The sequence below is a fragment of the Roseibium sp. HPY-6 genome (genome assembly GCF_040530035.1).
In the GTDB taxonomy this organism is placed as follows: Bacteria; Pseudomonadota; Alphaproteobacteria; order Rhizobiales; family Stappiaceae; genus Roseibium.
The window spans coordinates 1,127,549-1,148,917 of sequence record NZ_JBEWCD010000002.1; the positions used below are offsets into that span (position 1 = coordinate 1,127,549).

Below are 21,369 nucleotides of genomic sequence, written 5' to 3' on the forward strand. Positions count from 1 at the left end.
CTAGATCATTTTGAGGAAACCGGAAGGAGTTCCCTGTGACAGCGATCGCAATGCCTGCGCCGGATGAAGATGTTCTGTCTCGCCGACAGGACATTCTCAAAGCATTGAAATCCATCGTTCCGGGTGAGGGGGTCATCCACGAAGAGCGAGAAATGCGGGCGTACGAAACCGATGCGCTAACCGCGTATCGCCAGTTACCCTTGATTGTTGTGCTACCGGAAACGGTTGACCAGGTTGCGAGGGTTTTGAAGTATTGCCATGAGAACAACGTCAAGGTTGTTCCCCGCGGGGCGGGCACGTCCCTGTCCGGGGGCGCGCTGCCGCTGGCGGACGGTGTTCTCCTGTCAATGATGAAGTTCAACCAGGTGCTGGACATTGATTTCGACAACCGGGCTGTGGTTGTTCAACCGGGCGTTACAAACCTCGGGATCACCCGGGCCGTTGAGGACGAAGGCTTCTACTACGCGCCCGATCCATCTTCCCAGATCGCCTGTTCAATCGGAGGAAACATCGCGGAGAATTCCGGCGGCGTTCACTGCCTGAAATACGGTTTGACCACCAACAATGTGCTTGGCCTTGAAATGGTGCTGATCACGGGAGAGGTCATCCGGCTTGGCGGCAAGCATCTTGACAGCGAAGGCTACGATTTTCTTGCCCTGATGACCGGATCGGAGGGCCTGCTCGGCGTTGTAACAGAGGTGACCGTCCGTATTCTTCAGAAACCGGAGACAGCGCGCGCGCTGCTGATTGGTTTCCCGACGAGTGAGGATGGCGGACGCTGCGTCGCCGATATCATTGCCGCGGGCATCATTCCCGGCGGAATGGAAATGATGGACAAGCCTGCCATTCACGCGGCCGAAGACTTTGTCAACGCCGGCTATCCGCGTGACGTCGAGGCGCTTCTGATCGTTGAGCTCGACGGGCCCGAAAAAGAAGTCGATTTTTTAATCGGGCGTGTCGAAGAGATCGCCCGGGCAAACCAGGCAAGTCATGTGCGGATCTCGCAGTCCGAGGAAGAACGAATGACTTTCTGGGCGGGCCGGAAAGCTGCTTTCCCCGCGGTCGGCCGGATTTCCCCGGACTACCTTTGCATGGATGGCACAATTCCCCGCCGCGAATTGCCGAAGGTCCTGGCGCGAATGCGCGAACTCTCCGAAAAACACGGTCTGGGAGTGGCGAACGTGTTTCATGCGGGCGATGGCAATCTGCATCCACTGATACTTTACGATGCCAACAAACCGGGCGAACTGGATGCCGCCGAGGCGTTCGGAGCTGATATTTTGCGCCTGTGTGTTGAAGTCGGAGGTGTTCTGACGGGCGAACACGGTGTCGGTATCGAAAAACGCGATCTGATGACGGACATGTTCACCGATGCGGACCTGAAGCAGCAGCAGCGTGTCAAATGCGCGTTCGATGAAAAGCAGCTTCTCAATCCGGGAAAGGTTTTTCCAGTGCTCCATCGGTGTGCCGAGTTGGGCAAGATGCATGTTCACAAGGGGCAGTTGCCGTTCCCCGATATCCCCCGGTTCTGAGGGCCATTGCCAATGGATGGAGTACTAAAGCCGCGTGACGCGCGTGAGATAGAAAACGCCGTCAAGTGGGCAGCTGCGGAAGAGCAGCCGCTTGAGATCATCGGTCAAGGATCGAAACGCGGTCTCGGCCGCCCGGTTCAGGCCGCACACGTCCTCGACCTGTCCGACGTCAGCGGGGTCGAAGACTATGAACCCGCAGAGCTGGTTCTAACAGTGAAAGCGGGCACCCCGATTGCCGAGATAGAGCGCCTCGTTGACGAAAACGGTCAGGAGCTTTCCTTCGAACCCATGGATTATGGGCCTTTGCAGGGCAGTGAACCCGGCATGGGTACGATCGGCGGTGTAATTGCAGCCAACCTGTCCGGGCCGCGGCGGCTCAAGGCAGGTGCTGCGCGGGACCATATTCTCGGTATGGAGGCCGTGTCCGGCCGCGGTGAAATCTTCAACTCGGGCGGTAAGGTGGTCAAGAATGTCACCGGCTATGATCTGCCTCGGGCTCTATGCGGCTCGTTCGGTACGTTGGCGGTCGCGGCAACAGTGACGCTGAAGGTGAATCCCAAACCCGAAACATCAGCGAGTTTCATTCTGACAGGGCTTGCGGACAAAACGGCCGTTGCGGCGCTTTGCAAGGCGATGGGATCTTCCGCTGAAGTCTCCGGAGCGGCCCACCTCCCCGCGGGTGTGGGCGGCGATGAAAGCCAGACAGTGCTCCGCCTGGAGGGGTTTGAGACATCGGTCGACTACCGTTTCAACTCGCTTCTGGATCTTCTGAGGCAATACGGCCGTCCGAACCGTCTTGACGAAGCCGGGTCCAGATCCCTTTGGCAGACCATTCGGGACGTGACGCCGTTTGCCGGTACAACAACCCCGGTCTGGCGTGTTTCGCTCGCACCGACCAATGGACCGGGCTTCATTGAAATGCTTCGCAGGCAGATTAAAGTTCAGGCCTTTTATGACTGGAGCGGTGGTCTCGTCTGGCTCACCGTCGCAGATGGGCTCGTTCATGAAACGGAAATCCGCGAGACGCTGGAAGCAGCAGGCGGCGGACACGCGACGCTCGTCAGGGCCGGGCTGTCTGAACGCACGAACGTTGACGTGTTTCAGCCTCAACCGACGCCCTTGGCAAAACTCACGCAACGCCTCAAAACTCAGTTCGACCCGAGTGGCATTCTCAATCCCGGGCGCATGGTTTCAGGTGTTTAGGCCAACCGGTTTGCCCAAACACCGTAAATAACGGCTCAAAGGTTTTCGAATTCGGCGGACCTTGCAGCGCAGGTGGTCGGTCGCGGGCGGGACATGACGAGCGCTCTCCGGGCTCAATCCTATTGCAATTGGTGGTCCTTGGCCTAGGGTGGTCGGATCAGCGTCTGCGCTTTTTCGCAGATGCATTCAATTATTGTCGGGGCTGAACATTGAGCGGAGTGCGGTGATGAACGATCAAACTGATGTTGCAGGTTACATGGAGCCGGGCGGCAAAAACGTTACTCTCATCTACATATTATATCTTGTCAGTATCATAGTCGGCATCACGTCAATCATCGGCGTCATCTTTGCCTACCTGAACAAAGGCAAGGCCGCCGAATGGGTCGACTCGCATTACATCTATCAGATCCGTACGTTCTGGATCGGTTTCCTCTTCAGTATCATCGGCATTGTGCTGATGTTCGTTTTCATCGGAATATTCGTTCTGCTCGCAACACTTGTCTGGGCTATTATCCGCTGCATCAAGGGACTGCAGCTGGCCGCGCGGAGTGAAGAAATCCCAAATCCCCGCACCTGGTTGTTCTAGGCTGGCACGCAGGCAAGGGTCTGGCGGACTGGGGTGACATTCTCGACTTTGGCCATTTCCCTGCAGTCAAGTGGTCTTGATCTGTGTGCTTTTTCGGGACCCGTTCACAAAGTTGGCGCGTCTGAGCGAACCAGCTCGGTTAAGACTGCGTTCGTTATGGCAAAACCCTTATGCCATAAACGCGTCTTGTGCCGCCTTTGGCCAACCCCTACGATCTGCGCAAAGTTTGTGAGAACATAAGGGACGCCGAGGGCGATGCAGACGAATTTCACCGCTGAACAGCTGAAAGACAGTCACGTTGCTGAGTCGGAGAAAATTCTGCGCAAGTGCGTGCATTGCGGGTTCTGCACAGCCACATGTCCGACTTTCACCCTTCTGGGAGATGAACTCGACAGTCCGCGCGGCCGCATTTACCTGATCAAGGACATGCTGGAGAACGACAGGCCGGCTGACGACAAGATCGTCAAGCACATCGACCGGTGTCTTTCCTGCCTGGCGTGCATGACCACCTGTCCGTCAGGCGTGCATTACATGCACCTCGTTGATCACGCGCGTGCGCATATCGAAAAGACCTACAAGAGGCCGCTGGCGGATCGGATCATGCGATCCATTCTGGCGTTTGTCCTTCCCTATCCGGGCCGCTTTCGTCTTGCTTTGATCGGGGCGTTTTTCGGTCGCCCGTTCGCGGGAGTTCTAAAGGCATTGGGCGGTCCGATGGCGAAGGTTGGTGCGATGCTGGAACTTGCCCCACCCAGAGCGCCAGTCCGTGGCCAGCTTGAGGGCCCGGGTCTTTTCCCGCCCGAAAACCAGAAGAAGAAGGGCCGCGTCGCACTCTTGAGCGGATGTGCGCAGCCGGTGTTGAACCCGGCCATCAATGACGCGACGATACGGCTTCTTAGGAGGGCCGGTTACGAGGTCGTATTGCCGAAGGGAGAAGTGTGCTGCGGTGCCCTGGTTCACCACATGGGCAAGGAGGAAGCATCGCTCGAAAATGCGCGGCGCAACGTCGATGTCTGGATGGCGGAGGCGTACGGTGAGGGACTGGACGCCGTTCTGATTACCGCGTCGGGCTGTGGTACGACGATCAAGGATTACGGCTTCATGTTGCGGGATGATCCCGCCTACGCGGAAAAAGCCGCCAAAGTCTCGGCACTTACCAAGGACATCACCGAGTTCCTTTCAGAGATTGATCTGGGGACGCCGGTTCTCCAGCCAGGGCTGACCGTTGCCTATCACTCCGCGTGCTCGATGCAGCATGGCCAAAAGATAACAAAACAGCCCAAAGAGCTTTTGAAGGCAGCTGGATTTAACGTCAAGGATGTCCCGGAGGGGCATCTCTGTTGTGGTTCGGCCGGCACCTACAACATTCTGCAGCCAGAGATAGCCCGCAAGCTTCGCGACCGCAAAATCGCGAATATCGAGAAAACCACACCGGATCTCATCGCGACCGGCAATATCGGCTGCATGACGCAGATCGGCCTCGGCACGGACATTCCCATACTTCATACTGCAGAGCTGCTCGACTGGGTCTATGGCGGCCCACAGCCGGATGGCCTTGCGGCGTGGCAACACCCGGACGCTGCCGAATAACAGATATTGCACCCCAACCGGGAATGCGCCTTCAGCTGTTTCGCGTGCCGAGTTGCACTGGTGTCTTGTCGGGTTCGCTGTCCGGAGACTGTCCGGAAAGCCGGAGCGTGCGGTCCAGCAACTGTTCGTAGATCGGGCGTCCGCCGAGATGGTGGGCTGTCAGTGAAGCCGTGGTGCAGGTGACAAGGACCGGCATGATCAGGGCATAAGCGCCTGTCAATTCCATCACCAGCACAACACCCACCAGCGGTGCCCGCACGGATGCGGCAAAAAAACCGCCCATCGCGGCAACTGCACAGGCAGCCCGGAAATTGTCTTCTACCGGAAGCGTCTGTACGGCGAGCACGCCGAAGGCCAGACCTGCGCAGGTCGCGATGGACAGCATCGGAGCAAAAATGCCGCCTGGAACGCCGGACGCGTAGGAAAACAAGACGCCGCCGAAACGTAAAAATGTCAGCAGCAAGAGAGCCAGAACACCATAGTTGCTGGTGATGAGATCATGGACCAGGTCTTCGCCACCGCCGGTCGCATCGGGGAAGGCATTCAGCAATATTCCGGTAACAGCACCGATTGCGAGCGCCGGAAGCCAGCGCAACGCCTTGGGAATCCGGACGAAGAGATCCATGACGGCGATGAGGGTCCAGTTGAAGAACACTCCGAGAGCGCCCAGAAGAACACCAAGCACCGCCAGGAGAACATAGCTCCAGACCGGCAGGTACTGAACATCGACCACAAGAAGCGGTCCGGTTTGCGTGAGCTGCTCCGTCACGGCCGCGCTCAGGATCGAAGCGATAATGACGGCCATATAGGTGCGGTAGCCGAAGGGAAACTGGCGCCGTGTCTCTTCTACAATGAAAAGGATTGCTGCAAGTGGTGCATTGAAAGCTGCGGCAAGCCCGGCGGCTGCCCCTGCCGCCAGGAGCCCCTTGTGGTCAGCAGCTGATATGTCGTGAGACCGTGCCAGCGCTTCTGCGGTCATGGCGCCCATGTGGATTGTGGGACCCTCCCGGCCGAGAACCAGACCGGAACCGAGGGCAAGCAAGCCTCCGAAAAACTTGGCGATCAGGACCTGCGGCCAGTGCACCGGCCGTTTGTCTTCCATCGCCCCCTCGATTTCCTGGATACCGCTGCCGGCCGCTTCCGGTGCGACGCGTTGAACAAGCAGATATGCGCCGACGACACAAAGGGACGAAATCGCCACCGATACGACGTAGGGCAGGAGGCCTGTGCCAAGCGTGTTTCGTAAAGCGGCATATTGAGCAAACAGGAACTCCAGCCCTGCGTGAAAGCCCGTTGCAAGTCCACCGACAAGCAGGCCGACAATCGCAGCTTTCACAAAATAGGCCGTGTCAGAACCGGCGGAGAAAAGATCAGTGCCTCGGGCCATACCAAGCGTTGGTTTTAAACCGGACTTGAGAACGGGGATTCGTTCTTTCAGAAATACAAACTGCAAAGAAACCGATTTGCGTGCAAGCGATGCTTTCCCTGCAAACAAAAACGCACGGCAAGGCCGCGCGTTTCGTCAGTACTCAGTACCTTGCGACAGGTCTATATGACATGAACCTTGGTGCCAACGCCGACCCGTTCGTAAAGATCCATGACATCCTCGTTGCGCATGCGGATGCAGCCGGAGGAAACCGCGTGGCCAATAGTCCAGGGTTCGTTGGAGCCGTGGATACGGTAGAGGGTCGAGCCAAGATAAAGCGCACGAGCACCCATCGGGTTTTGCGGTCCGCCTGCCATGAAAACCGGCAGGTCAGGGCGGCGCTTGCGCATTGCGGCGGGCGGACGCCAGTCCGGCCATTCCGCCTTGCGCGTTACCTTGTGGGTTCCAGCCCATTCAAAACCAGGCTTTCCGACACCAACACCATAGCGGCGGGCCGTTCCATCGCTCTGCACCAGATAGAGGAAGCGGGTATTGGTGTCGATGACGATTGTACCCGGTGAGTAGGGACCGTTGTAATCGACGATTGTCGGCAGGAATTGCGGCGCGATCTGGCGTGTTTGCCGTTTCGGCTGCTGTCGCGCCGGCTCCATGCGGCGGGACCACCAATTGGCGCGCCGTACCTGAGGTTGTTGAACCTGGCGCCGTTGGGCAGGGGCAACCGCGCGGCGGGCCGCTCCAGGCTGCAGCTGCAGCATCCACGGTTCAGTCAGGTTGGGACTAAGCACAAGCGGTGGCGGGGCAACCTGACCGGCTGTTGCCGGCTCCGACCACAGAGCGCCGGTGAGCATGGCTGCTCCGGCAAAAATCAGTGCATTCAAGGAACGCTTCTTTGGAAAGAACATGGCAGTACTCTTTACTCAACATCGACCATATTCACCGGCAATTTAAGGCTGCCGGTTAACGAACTGGCAACGATAATAGTTGCGCAAGTTCAGCCAATAATGAATCGGGTACTGAGAATTTCAGTAAATGTTTCTTATGGTTAGCCGAGTCTTGAAGAACACGATTAACAAATTCCTTCAGCCAGAAAGCGCCCGGAAATACTCTGATTGGAGGGTTTGAATTCTTTGCGCTTTCCAGCGTTCTTTGGTTAACGCACGCGCCGCCGGGCATCTCGCGCCACGAGGGGCAGCAGCGGTTCTGTCTGTTTCTTCGACATGCCCGGACGGATCCGGGGATCGTAGAGCATGTTCAAAATGATCTGATCGAAGACGGTAAACCGGCTGTGACGGGACGCATCGTTAAAGACTGAGTGCGTCAGATCCTGATTGTCGTTCATGGGGCCGAGGCCTTGCAGGATCTCTTCAACCAGGCAGCGTTTGAACAGGAACTCGCCTTCATCTGAAACGATCACTGCAGAGGAACGCTTGATACCTTCACGCCCGGAGACCACGCGTACAAGGCAACGGCCGGGAACCTTGGCCCGCTCGTTTTTGTATATGTCTCTTTGGACCACCGAAACATATTGCGCTCGATCGACCACATAGACTTCGAAATTGGCCGCTGAGGGGTCGTTTGTGATGCCCGTCTTGAGGCCGCCAATGCGACGGTCGATCTCGCGCACGAAACGGTGCACCACGCGGGTGCGGTCGCGGCGCGACAGGTTGTGTACATAGAAGGTCACCGGCTGCGTGAACTTCTTGACCAGGTAGGGCCGCCAACTCCAGCTGCGATACTCAAGTCCGAATACTGTCTTTTCGAAACCCTTGAGCAGTTCTTCAGTCGAAAAAGAATCGTTTGCGGCGCGTACCGGTGTGACGCACATCAGCGTGATAAGAAAAACACTGAAAAGAAAGTCGGGCGAACGAAGAAAACGCATGCTTTTCATATATGTCAGAACGCCTCTTGCAGCCACAATATTGTTCCAGCATCCCGGTCCCTTGGTATTCCTGCGGAGGCCAAACGGCCGGTTGCCTAAAACTTCCTCGAAAAAGATAACCAAACCGTTTGAGAGAAAAAACAATGTTTGTCGCACTAAGTTGAAGGCCACCTTTGTCGCATGCGGCAAATCAAGGAAAAACAATTCCTTAAACTTCCCCTGCTACCAATTGACCAATCGCTATTGAAATGCGCCTGCAGGGGCAAGGGACGGGAGATGGCATGGCCGCGCTGAAGAGATCCTTTCGAGCGGAAAGCTTGATACATATGAATTCCGGGGCCGATACGGACCCCGCCTTTGCCGACGAGCGCCGGCACCAGGAAGTGCTTTCAGAAATTGCCAGTCTGAAATCCATGGTGACGCAAGGCGTTAAAGGGCAGGAAAATACGCTCGATCCGGAGGAAATGAGCCAAAAGTTCATGTCCGAATTCCGGAAGGAAATGTCTGAAGCCGCCAAGCTCAAGGTCGAACTTGACGCGATCTACGAGGCGATCGCACAGACCAAGAAGGAAATCGCCACCCTTCACCACACGACTGGTTCGAAGGGCGAGGAGATGACCCGGGTCACCAACGAACTTGATGCCGTTGTCGATGGCACCGAAGGTGCGACGGAAACCATTCTGGCATCCGCCGAGTTCATTGACGAAACGGCGAACACGCTTTCAGCCCGCGTTGGCAGGGAAGAGGCGGAGCTTGCCAATGACATTCAGGAGAGGGTCGTCCAGATCTTCGAAGCCTGTAACTTCCAGGATCTCACGGGTCAGCGCATCACGAAAGTGGTCTCTACGCTGCGCTTTGTTGAGGACCGCATCATGCAAATGATGGATATCTGGGGCGGTATCGAGACCTTCAAGGATATCGAACTCGACGAACGCGAAGCAAAGGAAGGCGACGCTGCCCTGCTCAACGGACCGGCGCTCGAAAGCGACACGGATGTTGCGACACAGGACGATATCGACGCACTGTTCGCCTGATAGCCAGCTTCATACATTGTCACTGCCCGGCGATTTCGCCGGGCTTTTGTGTTTGTTTGGCCGGTTGAATTGCCGGCATATTGCCGCTTGCAACTTGTCGCTGTCGGAAGTACCAATGAGAACAAAGAGTGAATATTGGGGTCGTCATGAGCGAGCAAGAAACCGGAAACCAGAAGAAACCCGAGCGCGACCCGATCACAGGTCTCATACACGGTGACGACGGCAAAGATCGGTGCTGGTGGTACGGCGGACTGGAGGATTACCAGCGCTATCACGACACGGAGTGGGGATGGCCGGTGGATGACGACCGCCGTCTTTTCGAGAAGATCTGTCTTGAAGGCTTCCAGTCGGGCCTGTCCTGGCTGACGATCCTGCGCAAAAGGGAGGGGTTTCGCGCAGCGTTTGCCAACTTCGAATTTGAGAAAGTGGCGAGGTTCACCGAGCAAGACGTTGACAGGTGCCTGGAAGACAGCGGCATCGTGCGCCATCGCAAGAAAATCGAGTCGACGATCAACAACGCCAATCGGGCGCTTGAGCTCAAAGATGAATTCGGCTCGCTCGCCGCGTATTTCTGGTCCTTTGAACCCAAGCCGGAGAACCGGCCCGCCAGGATCGATTTCGAAACGGCAAAAACGCTCGGCAAGACCGAGGAGAGCACAGCACTTTCCAAAGATCTGAAAAAGCGTGGATGGAGCTTCGTCGGACCAACCACCGTTTACGCCTTCATGCAGTCGATGGGCATGGTCAACGACCATTTGGAAGGCTGCTTTTGCAGGGATTTGGTTGAAAAGGCGCGCGCCGAGTTCATCAGGCCTGAACGCGCGTAAAACAGCGACAAAACTGTCGGTCGTCGAAAGCGCGTGTCACCCTCCAAACAATCGACTATTCTAAAACCGCAAAGCGCGCACACGCTGAAATGTCGAGCATCCGAGTAGCACGCAAGCGCCATATCGAATAAATACGGTTATGGCCGGGCAGTCTGTAGCGTTGATTTTGCCCCGTAACCACAAGCAGGTCGGGGCTTTTAGCGATGGAGGCATGCAAATGTCTGAAACGGTGAATTGCACAGCGGTATATCCGACGTTTGCGGCGCCGGATATCGAAGACACCTGCAACTGGTACGTGGATAAGCTCGGTTTCACGATCAGGTTTCTGTGGGGCGACCCGCCAACCCATGGTGCCATTTTGCTCGGTGGCGCGTGTGTCCATTTCTGGAAAGGCGCACCGCAGTTGAACGAAAACTGGCTTTACTTCGACATCGACGATCTGGATGCCATGTACCAGCGCGCCCGGGAAAATGCAGTCGAGATCTCCCGAGAACCGGAGACATATCCCTGGGGAATGCGCGAATTCAATGCGGTCGACCTCAACGGTTACAATATTCGTTTCGGTCAGCACATGGGTGTTTAGACGAGGCAGCGGCGACGTTTAGACCAGCTGGCGGCAGGATCTGGGTCGAGAAGTGGTTCAACGCTTATTCAAGCGCGGCCCGCTTGCTTCTCACTCTCTCCAACGCAAGACTTTCTTCCTCAAGGTCCGCTTCGACTTCCGCGTCTTTGAAAGAATTGATCGCCAGCTCCAGGAACTGCTCGGCTTTTTTGAGTTCTGCCAACGGCTCCGGGCAGTTTTCCATGTCCGCCATGCTTTCCAACACAGCGGCGATCGTGACGAGCGTTTGTGACGCCGGGTAGGCAGATCCGGTCTTCTGCTGGATTTCAAGGACTTGTTGCAGGTCAGCGATCGCCGACCGCATCGCGCTCAATCCTTCTTCTCCGCCCGCATTTCCCATTAAGGAAAGGCAGAGAGCGCGGCCAAAAAGGGTTGATGACCAGTCGATGGGATTGTCCTCTGGAGAGAGCAGTTCGAGTGCTTCCGTGTAATAACGGAACGCGGTTTGAAGAAGGTTCCTCCGTGACGCGCCTTCAAGATAAACGGCCACTCGCGTCAGAATATTCGCCTGATTGTAGCGATTGATCCGCCATTCATCGGGAGTGTCTTCTCGCGAGAGATAAGTTTCGACGTCTTCCAGTGCATCCGCAGCCTGGACCAGATAGGTGTGTTCCTTTTCAGGGTCGGTGCTGGCGAGGTGCCTCAGGGTCGATGCAAGACCAGTTTTTGCAGCGAGCCAGTTTGCGCGATCCGTTTCCACATCGAGTATCTCGATCGCCTCGACGAGATGGCGTTCTGCGTCTTTGAGGTGCGCTTCGGTGGGCCCTCCTGGCTCGCGCAGCGCCCTTTCCGTCAGGACGCTGGCAAGGCTTGTAATAACGGCCGCACGTGTCGCCTCGTTGCCACCGTCGATCTCAAGCGTCTTGAGAAGAAAGCCATAAACCTCTGCTGCCCGATCAAAACAATCTGTTGCAGCTTGCCCGGCCAGCATGCGCCCCTGTGCATCGAGCATGGTTGCATAATCATGGTTCATCGCGAACAATTCGCCGATAGGAAGAGCTCCCATGGCTTCTGGAATTGCGCTTTCAGCCAGATCAATCGCGTCCTCAATGGCGCTGCCGCCGTAGGTGCTACCATGAGCATGGACTTGCCTTGCCGCCTCGAATTTCCGGCGATGGCTTTCGGCCGCATCCACCACTGCGAAGCTGTTTGCGGCGGTCACCAGTAAATTCTTCGCTTCTTGCGGGTCGCCGCGCAGAAACGCAACGCGCGCCTGGGCCTCCATCACTTTGGCGTTGTCTTCCAGAAGCTTACGCAAAGCGTCGTTCGTCGCCTCCCGGATCGTACTCAGAAGACGATCGGCTTCCTCCAGATCCAGATCGGTGATTGCGGTATCGACACCAGAAAGTACGGTATCGATCCGCTGGCTGGTCCCGCGAAGAGCTTTGACTTCCGCTTTGAGGGCGCGGTAGTCGCGTGCCTTTCCGATCAGGAAAGCTCGAAGATCCTTAAGCGTCATTGCTTCGGGTTCGGGCTCACCGAACCTCAACGCCAGGGCTTCGAGCGTGTCGCGCGTTTGAGCTTCCAGGTGGTTCAGCCGGTCGGAGACGCTGTCGATCTTGTCTTCCATACGGTGTGCTGTCTGAAGCATGTCCGCCATATAGGCGGGCGTCAGGTCGGCGGCGTGCTCTTTTGTGCGCAACAGTGGCGCCAGTGTCGGACTGACAATCGCAAGGAAAAGATCCTGTGTGTCGGCGCGACGCAGCTCCCCGGTCGGGTCGGTATCGTCAGTGATTTTTGCGAGCATGGCGTCGGCGCAGGCGACTGGGTCCATACCGGCGGCAGTGATCTCACCCGGATCCAGCAGACCGATCTCGACCATTTGCAAAAACCGCACATCCGCGTCTTGCGGAGCGTCGCGAAAGCCTTTGAACACGGTTTCGGCTGCTCTGGTAAGATCAGTTGCCATGTTCGCAACCGACTTCGGCGGGCGCGATGCGACTTTGCGAATGGCATCATAGACGCCGAGCCCGGACTTGAGCCCAGGCGCTGAGGCTATTCCGCCCATGGCCACAAGCAGCCGGACGGCATTTGCAATGTTGTTCATCTGCACCAATGGCTCCGGAGCCTCCGCTCTCTCGCTGGAGCAAGTCTGCCATCACTTCAAAGCGCGTGGCAATCTAAGGGCCGGTCCTGAGGAGCGGTTGCGCCCTTCCAGAAAGTGAAGAGATGAAACTTCGCGCTCGCGTAGAACCAGATGCCGATCCCGAGTAATGTGGGTCCACAAAGCGCTCCAACTGCTTGGGTAATTTGCTTACGCGCTTCGGGAGGCGTCACGTTCGCAAAGCCGACGCTTTCCGCATATTTCAGCGCCGAACGGACAATTTGCCGCGATTTTGAAAGCAAAACACGTGTTGATACGGATCATCGGCGGCCAAGCCTTGCGCTAGCGTAGAAATGTCGAATGCAAGTGGACAGGTGCTGACTTGAAAATTCTGATTGCCTACGCATCCACCGAGGGACACACCGAAAAGGTCGCGAAACATATTGGGGCGAACCTGTCGGCCGACGATCACTTTGTGCTTTATCACAACGTGCGGGATGTTTCCGGAGGCCTTGCCGTTTCGGATTTTGACAAGGCCATTATCGCCGGGTCCGTTCATTCGGCAAAGCATCAGGGCGATCTTGAATTATTCGTTTTTGCGAACCGGGAACAGTTCGCCAAGATGCCCACTTTGTTCGCGAGTGTGAGCCTTGCGGCGGCTTTTCCGGATACCAGGGATGAAGCCAGGGGATACATCGACACATTCCAGAAGTCTGCAAGCTGGCAGCCGTCGGAAACGGTATTGGTGGCCGGTGCAGTCAAGCCCGGTAACTACGACTGGTTTGAAAAATCGGCTTTGCTGGAAGGCGATCTTGCCGGCCATGTCAATGAGGAACTCGCTCAAACACGCGAGTTCACCGACTGGGATGCGCTCGACACAACTGTCTCAGATTTTGTCAAAAAGTAAGACAGCAGCTTCAGCGTAAGCTGGTGTTCATCTGTCCACTTTCTCTTTCAGCGGTGCAAAGAGCGGGTTCTCACGCGAGAATACGTAATCAAGTGACTCGACCGTTACCGTATCAGCACCTTCCTCGATCAGGAGCTGGGCGCAATCGGCGACTGCATCCTGAGGGCACAGAACGTTGACGCGGTGTGGATCGTCGCTTTCGGAAAAGCGCTGAATTGCGCCGACGTTGCTAACGGAACGAAGCGCCTGCGTGCGATCATCAACAACGGCTTTGACCAGCTTTACGTTCCTGGCAGCTTCTTCTGCGGCAATGCGGTCGAGGATCGCACGGGCTCCAGAAAGGGCTGAAGTATTCCAGTCGGCGTTAAGAGACGCGACGAGATTGGCCTGGCTCTTGAGAATGACGCCGTCGCTCAGGATCTTGAGGTTGTTTGCGTGAAGCGTGGAGCCGGTTGTCGTGATATCGACAATGAGTTCAGCAGCACCAGCCGCGGGCGCTCCTTCCGTCGCACCGGCACTTTCCACGATGCGGTAGTCGGCGATCCCGTTCCCGGCAAAAAAGGAACGTGTCAGATTGACATATTTGGTGGCAACACGCAGGCGCCGCCCGTGCCGGCTTCGGAAGTCGGAGGCGACATCGCTGAGGTCGGCCATCGTCTCTACATCGATCCAGGCCTTGGGCACTGCAACGACCACATCGGCTGGTCCGAAACCTAGAGGCGTGACGATGTGAACCGTCGCCGACGGGTCGGAAATGTTCTCCTCGACAAGGTCGAGACCGGTGACGCCGAAATGAACCGTGCCTTCAGAAAGTGCCCGGGCAATTTCGGAGGCTGACAGGAAGGCGATCTCGACGGTGTCGAGGCCCTTGATCGCGCCGCGGTAATTGCGTGCGCCACCCGGCTGAAGAACCTTCAGACCGGCGCGCCCGAAAAACGCGTGCGTGTTTTCCTGCAGGCGGCCCTTTGAAGGAATGGCGATGATCAGCTTGCTCATGGTTCAGCTCGTGCCCTCGATACTCGCGGCAATCCGGTCCAGCCACATGGAAAATCCGATGGCCGGAACGTTTTCACCGGCACCGAGCAGCGTCAGCAGCTTGTCGTATCGGCCCCCTCCAACGAGCGGGCCACCGATGGCGCCGGAAGATGCATGGATTTCGAAGACGAAGCCGGAATAGTAGTCAAGCCGGCGGCCGAATTCCGCGGCGAAGGTCAGGCGCGATGGCGCAATCCCTTTTGCCGTCAAGGCCGACAATCGGCGTTCGAAAGCGGCGATCGGTGCGTCTAGGTCCAGTTTGTTGGATGCACTGAAGTCCCTGAGCGCTTGCACGGCCGCTTCGCCATCGGTTTTGAGGGCAAGATACGCGCGAAGTGTCTTTGCTGCCTGATCGTGTCCGCGCGCACCACTTGCAAGGGCGGCTTGCTCCAGAAACCGGTCGGCGATTTCACTGGGCGTCCGGCCACCAACCGCCGAAATGCCAGCGATCGACAAAAGGTCTTCCACGACGGCGTGGGCCGCTGCCGGATCCGCGCCTTCCAGCGCCGACAGAAACCCGAGACGGACATCCCGGCTGTCGTCGTCAGTGGCATTGTCGCCGGCCATGCGATCAATCGCTGACGCAAGCTTGTCCGTCTCGCCGAAGAGATCACGCAACCGCCGGCGCCAGACATTCGGAAGACCCAACCCCGCAAGGACGGCCGCAAACAGCGCCTCATCTCCAATGCGAATGGCCATGCCCGAAGCACCAAAGGCGTCCAGCGCACGATCTGAAAGAGCAAGCAGATCCGCATCGGCTTCCGCGGTATCCGTTCTGCCAAGGCTTTCCGCGCCAAGCTGTGGGATTTCACCGAGGCCGTCCGGCCTCTGACGAAACACGGGACCGTTGTAGCAATAGGCCGCGGGCAGTTTCGCCGTGCCTGAGGCAACATGCTGGCGGCCAACGGGGATAGTGAAGTCCGGGCGCAGACAAAGGTCTGTGCCGTCGGTTCCCTGGGTCAGATACAGTCTGCGGCGGATGTCTTCGCCTGTCAGATCGAGAAAGACGTCGGCCGGCTGCAGGATCGGCGGGTTCACAAGATCATGTCCGGCGTCCTTGAACAGAGCCAGCACAGTTTCGATCTTCTTCGGGTCCAAGCCGCTTTTCTGAGCCGCCGCCATGGTTCAACCCTCGCTCTGACGCCGGCGATCATCCGCCTGAGCGTCCAGTAGACCGCGCACGGTTTCAACAAGGTCTGCCTCTTTGACCGTGATCTGCGCCGGACGGCTTTCGCGCCACGTGATGTTGTCGGTAATTTCTTCCGAAAGCCGTTTGCCTTCGATCAGGTCCTTGATCTGGAGTTCACCGACGCCCCGTTCGTCCGATCCCTGAATGATCGCGATCGGACAGTTGCGCCGGTCGGCATATTTCAGCTGGTTGCCGAACTTCTTCCAGTTGCCCTGATACATCTCCGCCCGGATGCCGGCGCTTCTGAGGTCCTGAACCATTTTCTGATAACGGCCGAGCGCATCGACATCGCCATCCATCACCGTGACCAGGACGGGTGCGACAACATCCGAAGACCCCAGCTTCCCGAGGTTCTTCAAGGCGGTCATCAGCCGCGTAACACCCATGGAAAACCCGGTTGCCGGAACGTCGCGCCCTGTGAAGCGCTTGACGAGACCGTCATAACGTCCGCCGCCGCCGACCGAACCGAACTGGACGACCTCACCCTTCTCATTGGTGACGTCGAACAGCAATTCGGCTTCGTAGACAGGGCCGGTATAATACTCAAGGCCGCGCACGACCGACGGATCGATCTTGATGCGGTCTTCTTCGTATCCGCACGCCTTGAACATGGCGGCCATCGTGTTCAATTCAGCGATGCCATCATTTTCAAGAGAACCGGTGCCCGAGACAAAGTCTGTGATTTTTTCGATCGCGGATGCATCAAGGCCAGCGCCCTTGGTAAAGTCACCGCTCTCGTCCTTGCGCCCTTCGCCCAGCAACAGGCGCACACCTTCAATGCCAAACTTGTCGAGCTTGTCGATGGCCCGAAGTACCGTCAGACGGCGCTCGTCATTTTCTTCTCCGCCGAGCCCGATGGACTCCAGAACACCGTCCAGAACCTTCCGGTTGTTGACTCGAATGACATACTGACCGCGTGCAATGCCGAGCGCCTCCATAGTGTCGGCAAACATCATGCACATTTCCGCATCTGCCTGGACGCCCGGAGCGCCAACTGTATCGGCATCGAACTGCATGAACTGGCGGAAACGGCCCGGACCCGGTTTTTCGTTCCGGAACACCCACCCGGCACGGTAGGTGCGATAAGGCAGCTGGATCTCGTTGATGTTTTCCGAAACGTGGCGCGCAAGCGGAGCTGTCAGGTCGTAACGCAGGCTCATCCACTGGTCGTCTTCGTCCTGTACCGAAAAGACACCGGCATTCGGACGATCGGTGTCCGGCAGGAATTTTCCGAGGCAATCGGTGAATTCAAAGGCCGGTGTTTCGACCGGGTCAAACCCGTATTTTTCGTAGACAGCGCGGATCCTGCCGATCATCTCGTCGGTTGCGCGAATGTCGTCGGCAGAGCGGTCAAGAAAGCCCCGCGGCAGGCGGGCCTTCAGTTTATTCGGTTTTTTGGCCATGAAGTCGTCAGATCCCGGCGAGTTCCTGGCCGATTGCACCAGCAATTTTGCGGCAACCGGCACTCAGACAGTTGCGGTTGTCCTAGACGAAAGCGGGGTTGAGAGCAAGGTTGGAGAAAAGCGCATAACAGGGCGGGGTTGGAGACCGTGTTTGCCGGAACGCGAAATGGACCTGCCGCTGCCTTGTTTGCATCACACTTGCAGGCAATAGGGGGCACACCAAGACAAGGATCTGGTCAAAACAGACGTGGAAAGATGAAGGGCAGCAGGCAGGCGGTTTGTCTTTGCTTGTATTTAACCCATGTCAGGTTATGGTCCGCGCAATTCTGCAGGTGTATATCGCCTGGTGCCCGCCAAGGGCGAAATCGGCGAAAAAGGTTGGAATATGGAAAGCGCAGCCAGCATTGCACAAGGCATTGAAGACGAGAGCCGGGATGGGGCCCGGCAGCCTCGCGATGCGCGCGCTGCCGAACTGAGCATCATCTTGCCAAGTTTCAACGAGGCCAAGAATATCCCGATCCTGGTAGGTCTTCTCGATAAAGCGCTTGCCGGTATTGCCTGGGAGGCGATTGTCGTCGACGACAATTCCCCGGATGGAACCACTGAAGTGGCCCGCTCTATTGCAGGGACCGACCCCCGCATCCGCGTGATCCGAAGGATCGGCAGGCGCGGGCTTTCAGGGGCTTGCATCGAAGGCATTCTGTCGTCTTCCGCACCTTATGTCGCCGTGATGGATGCCGACTTGCAGCATGACGAAACCCTGCTACCGAAGATGTTTGAGGCCATCAAATCGGATAAAACAGACCTTGTGGTGGCCAGCCGCAAAGTCGCTGGTGGCACTGTCGGTGAAGGGCTTTCGGCGATCCGGGCCTGGGGCTCGAACATCGCGAACGGTTTGGCCCAGAAACTTTTGAACGTGACCTTGAGCGATCCGATGAGCGGTTTCTTCATGGTGCGCCGGGACAAGGCTGAGGCACTGGCTTCCAAGCTGTCGCCGCAGGGGTTCAAGATCCTGCTCGATCTCGTGTCCAGTGCGAACGGAACTCTCAAAATCAAGGAACTTCCCTTCACGTTCCGCGAACGCCAACACGGGGAGAGCAAACTGGATACGTTGGTGACGCTGGACTATTTCGGTCTGCTGCTTTCCAAGTATTTCGGCGATATCGTTTCCACGCGGTTCCTGATGTTCGGCCTCGTCGGGGCAAGCGGCCTGTTCGTCCATCTTCTGGCCTTGCGTTTTTTCCTTCTCGGGGGACTGGAATTCAACCTCGCACAGACCGCAGCGTCTTTCGTTGCGATGACCTCGAACTTCTTCCTGAACAATCAGCTGACATATCGCGACCGGCGCTTGCGCGGTTTCAGGGCTTTGATCGGCCTCTTGACCTTCTATGCCGTCTGCTCGGTGGGCGTGCTGGCAAATGTCGGCGTCGCCAACCTGATCTATGCAGATCCGGCCTATTGGTGGCTGGCCGGCACGGCTGGTGCGGTCATGGGGGCTGTGTGGAACTATGCCGCGAGCTCTGCGCTCACATGGCGGAAGTCCTGACAACCGGGCAGTAGACAGCGTGGCAAAAACAGAAGATCTGCCGTTTTTTCTCCGGCCGGTAGGGCTGGTGCTGATCGTCGGGCTTCTGACGGTGATCAAGCTGTTTGCAGCCGCCAACGCCTATATCGTTGAGGACGAGGCGTACTACAGGCTATGGGGTCTTTTTCCGGCGCTGAGCTATTATGACCACCCGCCGATGATCGGCTGGTGGATTGCCGCGGGACAGGCGCTCTTCGGCGATACCGTCTTTGCCTTGCGGGTGCTGGTAGTCACGTCCGGTCTCGTCGGCTCTCTCGCGCTCTGGCGGACGGCCACGATCTTCTTCGATCGACGCATCGCCGGCTGGGCGGTTCTTTTCCTCAACACCAGCCTCCTGATCGGGGTTGGCGGGATTCTTGCCACTCCGGATGCCCCTTCAGTCGTCTTCTGGGGCCTGACCCTTTGGGCGCTTGCCGAACTCTCCGTTTCGAAAAATCCGTATTGGTGGCTGCTGGTCGGACTGATGGCTGGCCTTGGCCTCTTGTCCAAGTATTCGCTCCTGTTCCTGGGAGCGGGCATTGTCTTTTGGCTCGTTTGGGTGCCGGAAGCCCGCCGCTGGTTCGGCACCTGGCAATTATGGGCGGGTGGCATCATCGCGCTCATTTGTTTCTCTCCGGTTCTCTACTGGAACCACCTGCATGAGTGGGCGAGTTTCTACAAGCAATTCGGCCGCGCAGGCAGCGGTGGTTTCACGGCCAAATTTATCTTTGAGTTTCTGGGTGCGCTCGTCGGGTTGTTGAACCCTTTGATCGCGATACTGGCCGCCGCGGGAGGCGCAATGCTCTTCAAGTCAGTCCGCGCGAGAGAAAATGCCGCGTCCCTGATATTGCTCACGACTCTGCCGTTTCTTCTCTATCTGACCTATCACTCGCTGCATTCCCGCGTTCAGGCCAACTGGCCCGCGCCGCTCTTCCCCGCCTTTGCCATGATGGCGGCGGTCTTTGTCGGATCCTTGCGGCCCGACCAGCAGTTCTGGCGGAAAGTCGCCGTTGCCGGTGCTGGCCTTGGAATTTTGGTCGCCGTCCTGGTTCAGTCTCATGCCGTTTGGACATTCACCGGCCAATTTGCGCGCAAGGATCCGACCTTCCAGTTGCGCGGTTGGCAAGAGATAAAAGCTTCGGTGAAGCAGTTGGCTGAACAGGAAGATGCAGCATACATCCTGACCATGAGCTATGGCCTCAACGGACAAGTCGATTTTCTGATGAAGGATACCTTGCCCGTTATTCAGGTGACCGAACGCATACGATACATCATGATGCCGGATCCGGATGAGACCCTCTTTCAGCAGCCGGGCCTCTACATCACCGAAAAGCGCCGCGACAAGTCGGGTGATCTGGAAAAGTCATTTGAAACGGTTGAGGAACTCGCCGTGCTGGAGCGCAAGGTGAAGGGTGTGCCTCTGGAAGAGCTGGTCGTCTACAAGGTTGACGGTCTGAAGGGACCGGTTTTTGAGCCTTTGGTGCTCCGCTAACGGTCAGCTTACCTATCAAACAGCTCTATTTGAGACTTGCAAAGCCACTTCGAATGCCGCAGGGAAAAGGCAGAAGACTGATTCACCTGCCTGCCTGTCGGATTATATGAAGCGAATTACACTCGGTGCACTGGACTACGGTCTCGCCTTTGGCGTTGACCGCGCTCTGCGCGATCTGGCCGAACATGGCCGTTTGAGTGCAGTGGGCGCGCTGGTGACGACCGAGCTCTGGCCGCGCGAGTTCAGACCTTTGCAGGAAGTCGCCGACACGGTCGGCAAGCAGGTTCTCTTTGGAATCACGTTGGCGTTCAGCGGCGACAGGGTCGCGCCGGTCAGCACGCGCATGCAGGACATTTACGGTGAGCGCATGCTCACGCGGGAGCAAATCAACAGGAGAGCTTTCTTCAGACTTTTGCCTGATGAGCTTTTGTTTGAAGAATCGCTTGCACAGCTCGCGCGCTACAGCGTGCTGATGCAGCGTCCGCCGGATTTCGTGGCCGTTCGCGAGGGTCTTTTGGCTCGAATGTCACTTGCCAGGATCGTGTTCAAGGCAATCGATCGCGCAGATTTCGAAACGCCGCCACTGGTGATTTCTCCGGTGCGGTCCGGGTTCAAGACCTTGCGGCTGGCGCGTGTTGCCAAGTCCTACAATCTGCAAGTGCTGCCCAAGGGCAACCCGTTGCCGCAGACCAGTGATGTTGAAGAACTGCAGGGTTTGTTGCTCAACCATTTCGACGGCATGAGCGACCGGAGTTTTGTTGCGGCGATCCCGGGAAAATCGGATGACAGGCTGATGCGGAACGAGCCTCGCAAAAAAATTGCCATACGTGAATGTCAGTATGAAGTGCTCAAAAGCACGCGGTTTTTTCAAACGCTCGATCGGAAAGACGTGTTTTTGAACTGAAAATCGGCTGACTTCGCGCGAATTTGAACTGCGGAACGAAAAAACGGCTCTGCGGGGAACAGAGCCGTTTTTCGTGGAGGTCAGGAAGGGGGGAGGGGCGGCCCCGCTTCCATGACTTATGATATAGGTATTTTTTTCTTGAACGCACGTGATGGAAATCACAGGATTGCG

General features: G+C 57.2%; 18 protein-coding genes. 11 read left to right on the forward strand and 7 right to left on the reverse strand.

Going from position 1 to position 21,369, the window contains the following annotated elements:
• The first annotated feature begins 50 nt into the window (after positions 1-50).
• The 4 genes from ABVF61_RS16575 (at position 51) to glcF (ending at position 4,911) form a co-directional block, all read left to right on the forward strand.
• Positions 51-1,532, forward strand: coding sequence for an FAD-linked oxidase C-terminal domain-containing protein (locus ABVF61_RS16575; protein ID WP_502950003.1), 1,482 nt, complete (start codon positions 51-53; stop codon positions 1,530-1,532).
• A gap of 12 nt (positions 1,533-1,544) precedes the next feature.
• Positions 1,545-2,735 (forward strand): glycolate oxidase subunit GlcE, encoded by a 1,191-nt coding sequence (gene glcE / locus ABVF61_RS16580; protein WP_353994643.1) that lies wholly within the window; start codon positions 1,545-1,547, stop codon positions 2,733-2,735.
• A gap of 226 nt (positions 2,736-2,961) precedes the next feature.
• Positions 2,962-3,321 carry a DUF4870 family protein gene (locus ABVF61_RS16585; protein WP_353994644.1) on the forward strand — a complete coding sequence of 120 codons (360 nt, stop codon included), beginning with the start codon at positions 2,962-2,964 and terminating at the stop codon, positions 3,319-3,321.
• A 255-nt stretch (positions 3,322-3,576) separates the two neighbouring features.
• Complete coding sequence (gene glcF, locus ABVF61_RS16590; protein WP_353994645.1) at positions 3,577-4,911, forward strand: glycolate oxidase subunit GlcF; 1,335 nt, start codon at positions 3,577-3,579, stop codon at positions 4,909-4,911.
• A 31-nt stretch (positions 4,912-4,942) separates the two neighbouring features.
• On the opposite strand, the gene clcA is transcribed toward glcF, so the two are convergent.
• From clcA to ABVF61_RS16605, 3 genes are all read right to left on the reverse strand, one after another.
• Positions 4,943-6,298, reverse strand: a complete 1,356-nt coding sequence (gene clcA, locus ABVF61_RS16595; protein ID WP_353994646.1) for a H(+)/Cl(-) exchange transporter ClcA — start codon at positions 6,296-6,298, stop codon at positions 4,943-4,945.
• A gap of 161 nt (positions 6,299-6,459) precedes the next feature.
• Positions 6,460-7,200, reverse strand: a complete 741-nt coding sequence (locus ABVF61_RS16600) for a L,D-transpeptidase (protein WP_502949974.1) — start codon at positions 7,198-7,200, stop codon at positions 6,460-6,462.
• Positions 7,201-7,448: 248 nt separating this feature from the next.
• The gene (locus tag ABVF61_RS16605) at positions 7,449-8,177 is read right to left on the reverse strand and encodes a DUF2927 domain-containing protein (protein WP_353994647.1); all 729 of its coding nucleotides are present in this window, start codon (positions 8,175-8,177) and stop codon (positions 7,449-7,451) included.
• 281 nt (positions 8,178-8,458) lie between these two features.
• Between ABVF61_RS16605 and ABVF61_RS16610 the strand changes: the two genes are divergently transcribed.
• The 3 genes from ABVF61_RS16610 (at position 8,459) to ABVF61_RS16620 (ending at position 10,621) form a co-directional block, all read left to right on the forward strand.
• The gene (locus ABVF61_RS16610) at positions 8,459-9,211 is read left to right on the forward strand and encodes a protein phosphatase CheZ (protein WP_353994648.1); all 753 of its coding nucleotides are present in this window, start codon (positions 8,459-8,461) and stop codon (positions 9,209-9,211) included.
• A gap of 146 nt (positions 9,212-9,357) precedes the next feature.
• On the forward strand, positions 9,358-10,038 hold the full coding sequence (locus ABVF61_RS16615; RefSeq protein WP_353994649.1) for a DNA-3-methyladenine glycosylase I: 681 nt from the start codon (positions 9,358-9,360) through the stop codon (positions 10,036-10,038).
• Between the two features lie 217 nt (positions 10,039-10,255).
• Positions 10,256-10,621, forward strand: coding sequence for a VOC family protein (locus ABVF61_RS16620; protein WP_353994650.1), 366 nt, complete (start codon positions 10,256-10,258; stop codon positions 10,619-10,621).
• 64 nt (positions 10,622-10,685) lie between these two features.
• Here the strand turns inward: ABVF61_RS16620 and ABVF61_RS16625 are convergent, their stop codons facing one another.
• On the reverse strand, positions 10,686-12,707 hold the full coding sequence (locus ABVF61_RS16625; protein WP_353994651.1) for a hypothetical protein: 2,022 nt from the start codon (positions 12,705-12,707) through the stop codon (positions 10,686-10,688).
• Between the two features lie 379 nt (positions 12,708-13,086).
• Here ABVF61_RS16625 and ABVF61_RS16630 point away from each other — a divergent pair, with 379 nt between their 5' ends.
• Positions 13,087-13,611 (forward strand): flavodoxin domain-containing protein, encoded by a 525-nt coding sequence (locus ABVF61_RS16630; RefSeq protein WP_353994652.1) that lies wholly within the window; start codon positions 13,087-13,089, stop codon positions 13,609-13,611.
• Between the two features lie 27 nt (positions 13,612-13,638).
• Here ABVF61_RS16630 and hisG read toward each other — a convergent pair whose 3' ends face one another.
• From hisG to hisS, 3 genes are read right to left on the reverse strand one after another with little or no spacing between them, the layout of a single operon-like run.
• A complete protein-coding gene (hisG, locus tag ABVF61_RS16635) occupies positions 13,639-14,607 on the reverse strand; it encodes an ATP phosphoribosyltransferase (protein ID WP_353994653.1) in 969 nt (322 codons plus the stop codon).
• Between the two features lie 3 nt (positions 14,608-14,610).
• Positions 14,611-15,768, reverse strand: coding sequence for an ATP phosphoribosyltransferase regulatory subunit (locus tag ABVF61_RS16640; RefSeq protein ID WP_353994654.1), 1,158 nt, complete (start codon positions 15,766-15,768; stop codon positions 14,611-14,613).
• 3 nt (positions 15,769-15,771) lie between these two features.
• Entirely contained in the window at positions 15,772-17,238 is a 1,467-nt protein-coding gene (hisS, locus tag ABVF61_RS16645) for a histidine--tRNA ligase (RefSeq protein WP_353994655.1), read from the reverse strand.
• A gap of 385 nt (positions 17,239-17,623) precedes the next feature.
• Between hisS and ABVF61_RS16650 the strand changes: the two genes are divergently transcribed.
• The 3 genes from ABVF61_RS16650 (at position 17,624) to ABVF61_RS16660 (ending at position 21,198) form a co-directional block, all read left to right on the forward strand.
• Positions 17,624-18,784, forward strand: a complete 1,161-nt coding sequence (locus ABVF61_RS16650; protein ID WP_502950004.1) for a glycosyltransferase — start codon at positions 17,624-17,626, stop codon at positions 18,782-18,784.
• A 19-nt stretch (positions 18,785-18,803) separates the two neighbouring features.
• Entirely contained in the window at positions 18,804-20,294 is a 1,491-nt protein-coding gene (locus ABVF61_RS16655) for an ArnT family glycosyltransferase (RefSeq protein ID WP_353994657.1), read from the forward strand.
• Positions 20,295-20,400: 106 nt separating this feature from the next.
• Complete coding sequence (locus ABVF61_RS16660; RefSeq protein ID WP_353994658.1) at positions 20,401-21,198, forward strand: ChbG/HpnK family deacetylase; 798 nt, start codon at positions 20,401-20,403, stop codon at positions 21,196-21,198.
• Positions 21,199-21,369 lie beyond the last annotated feature (171 nt).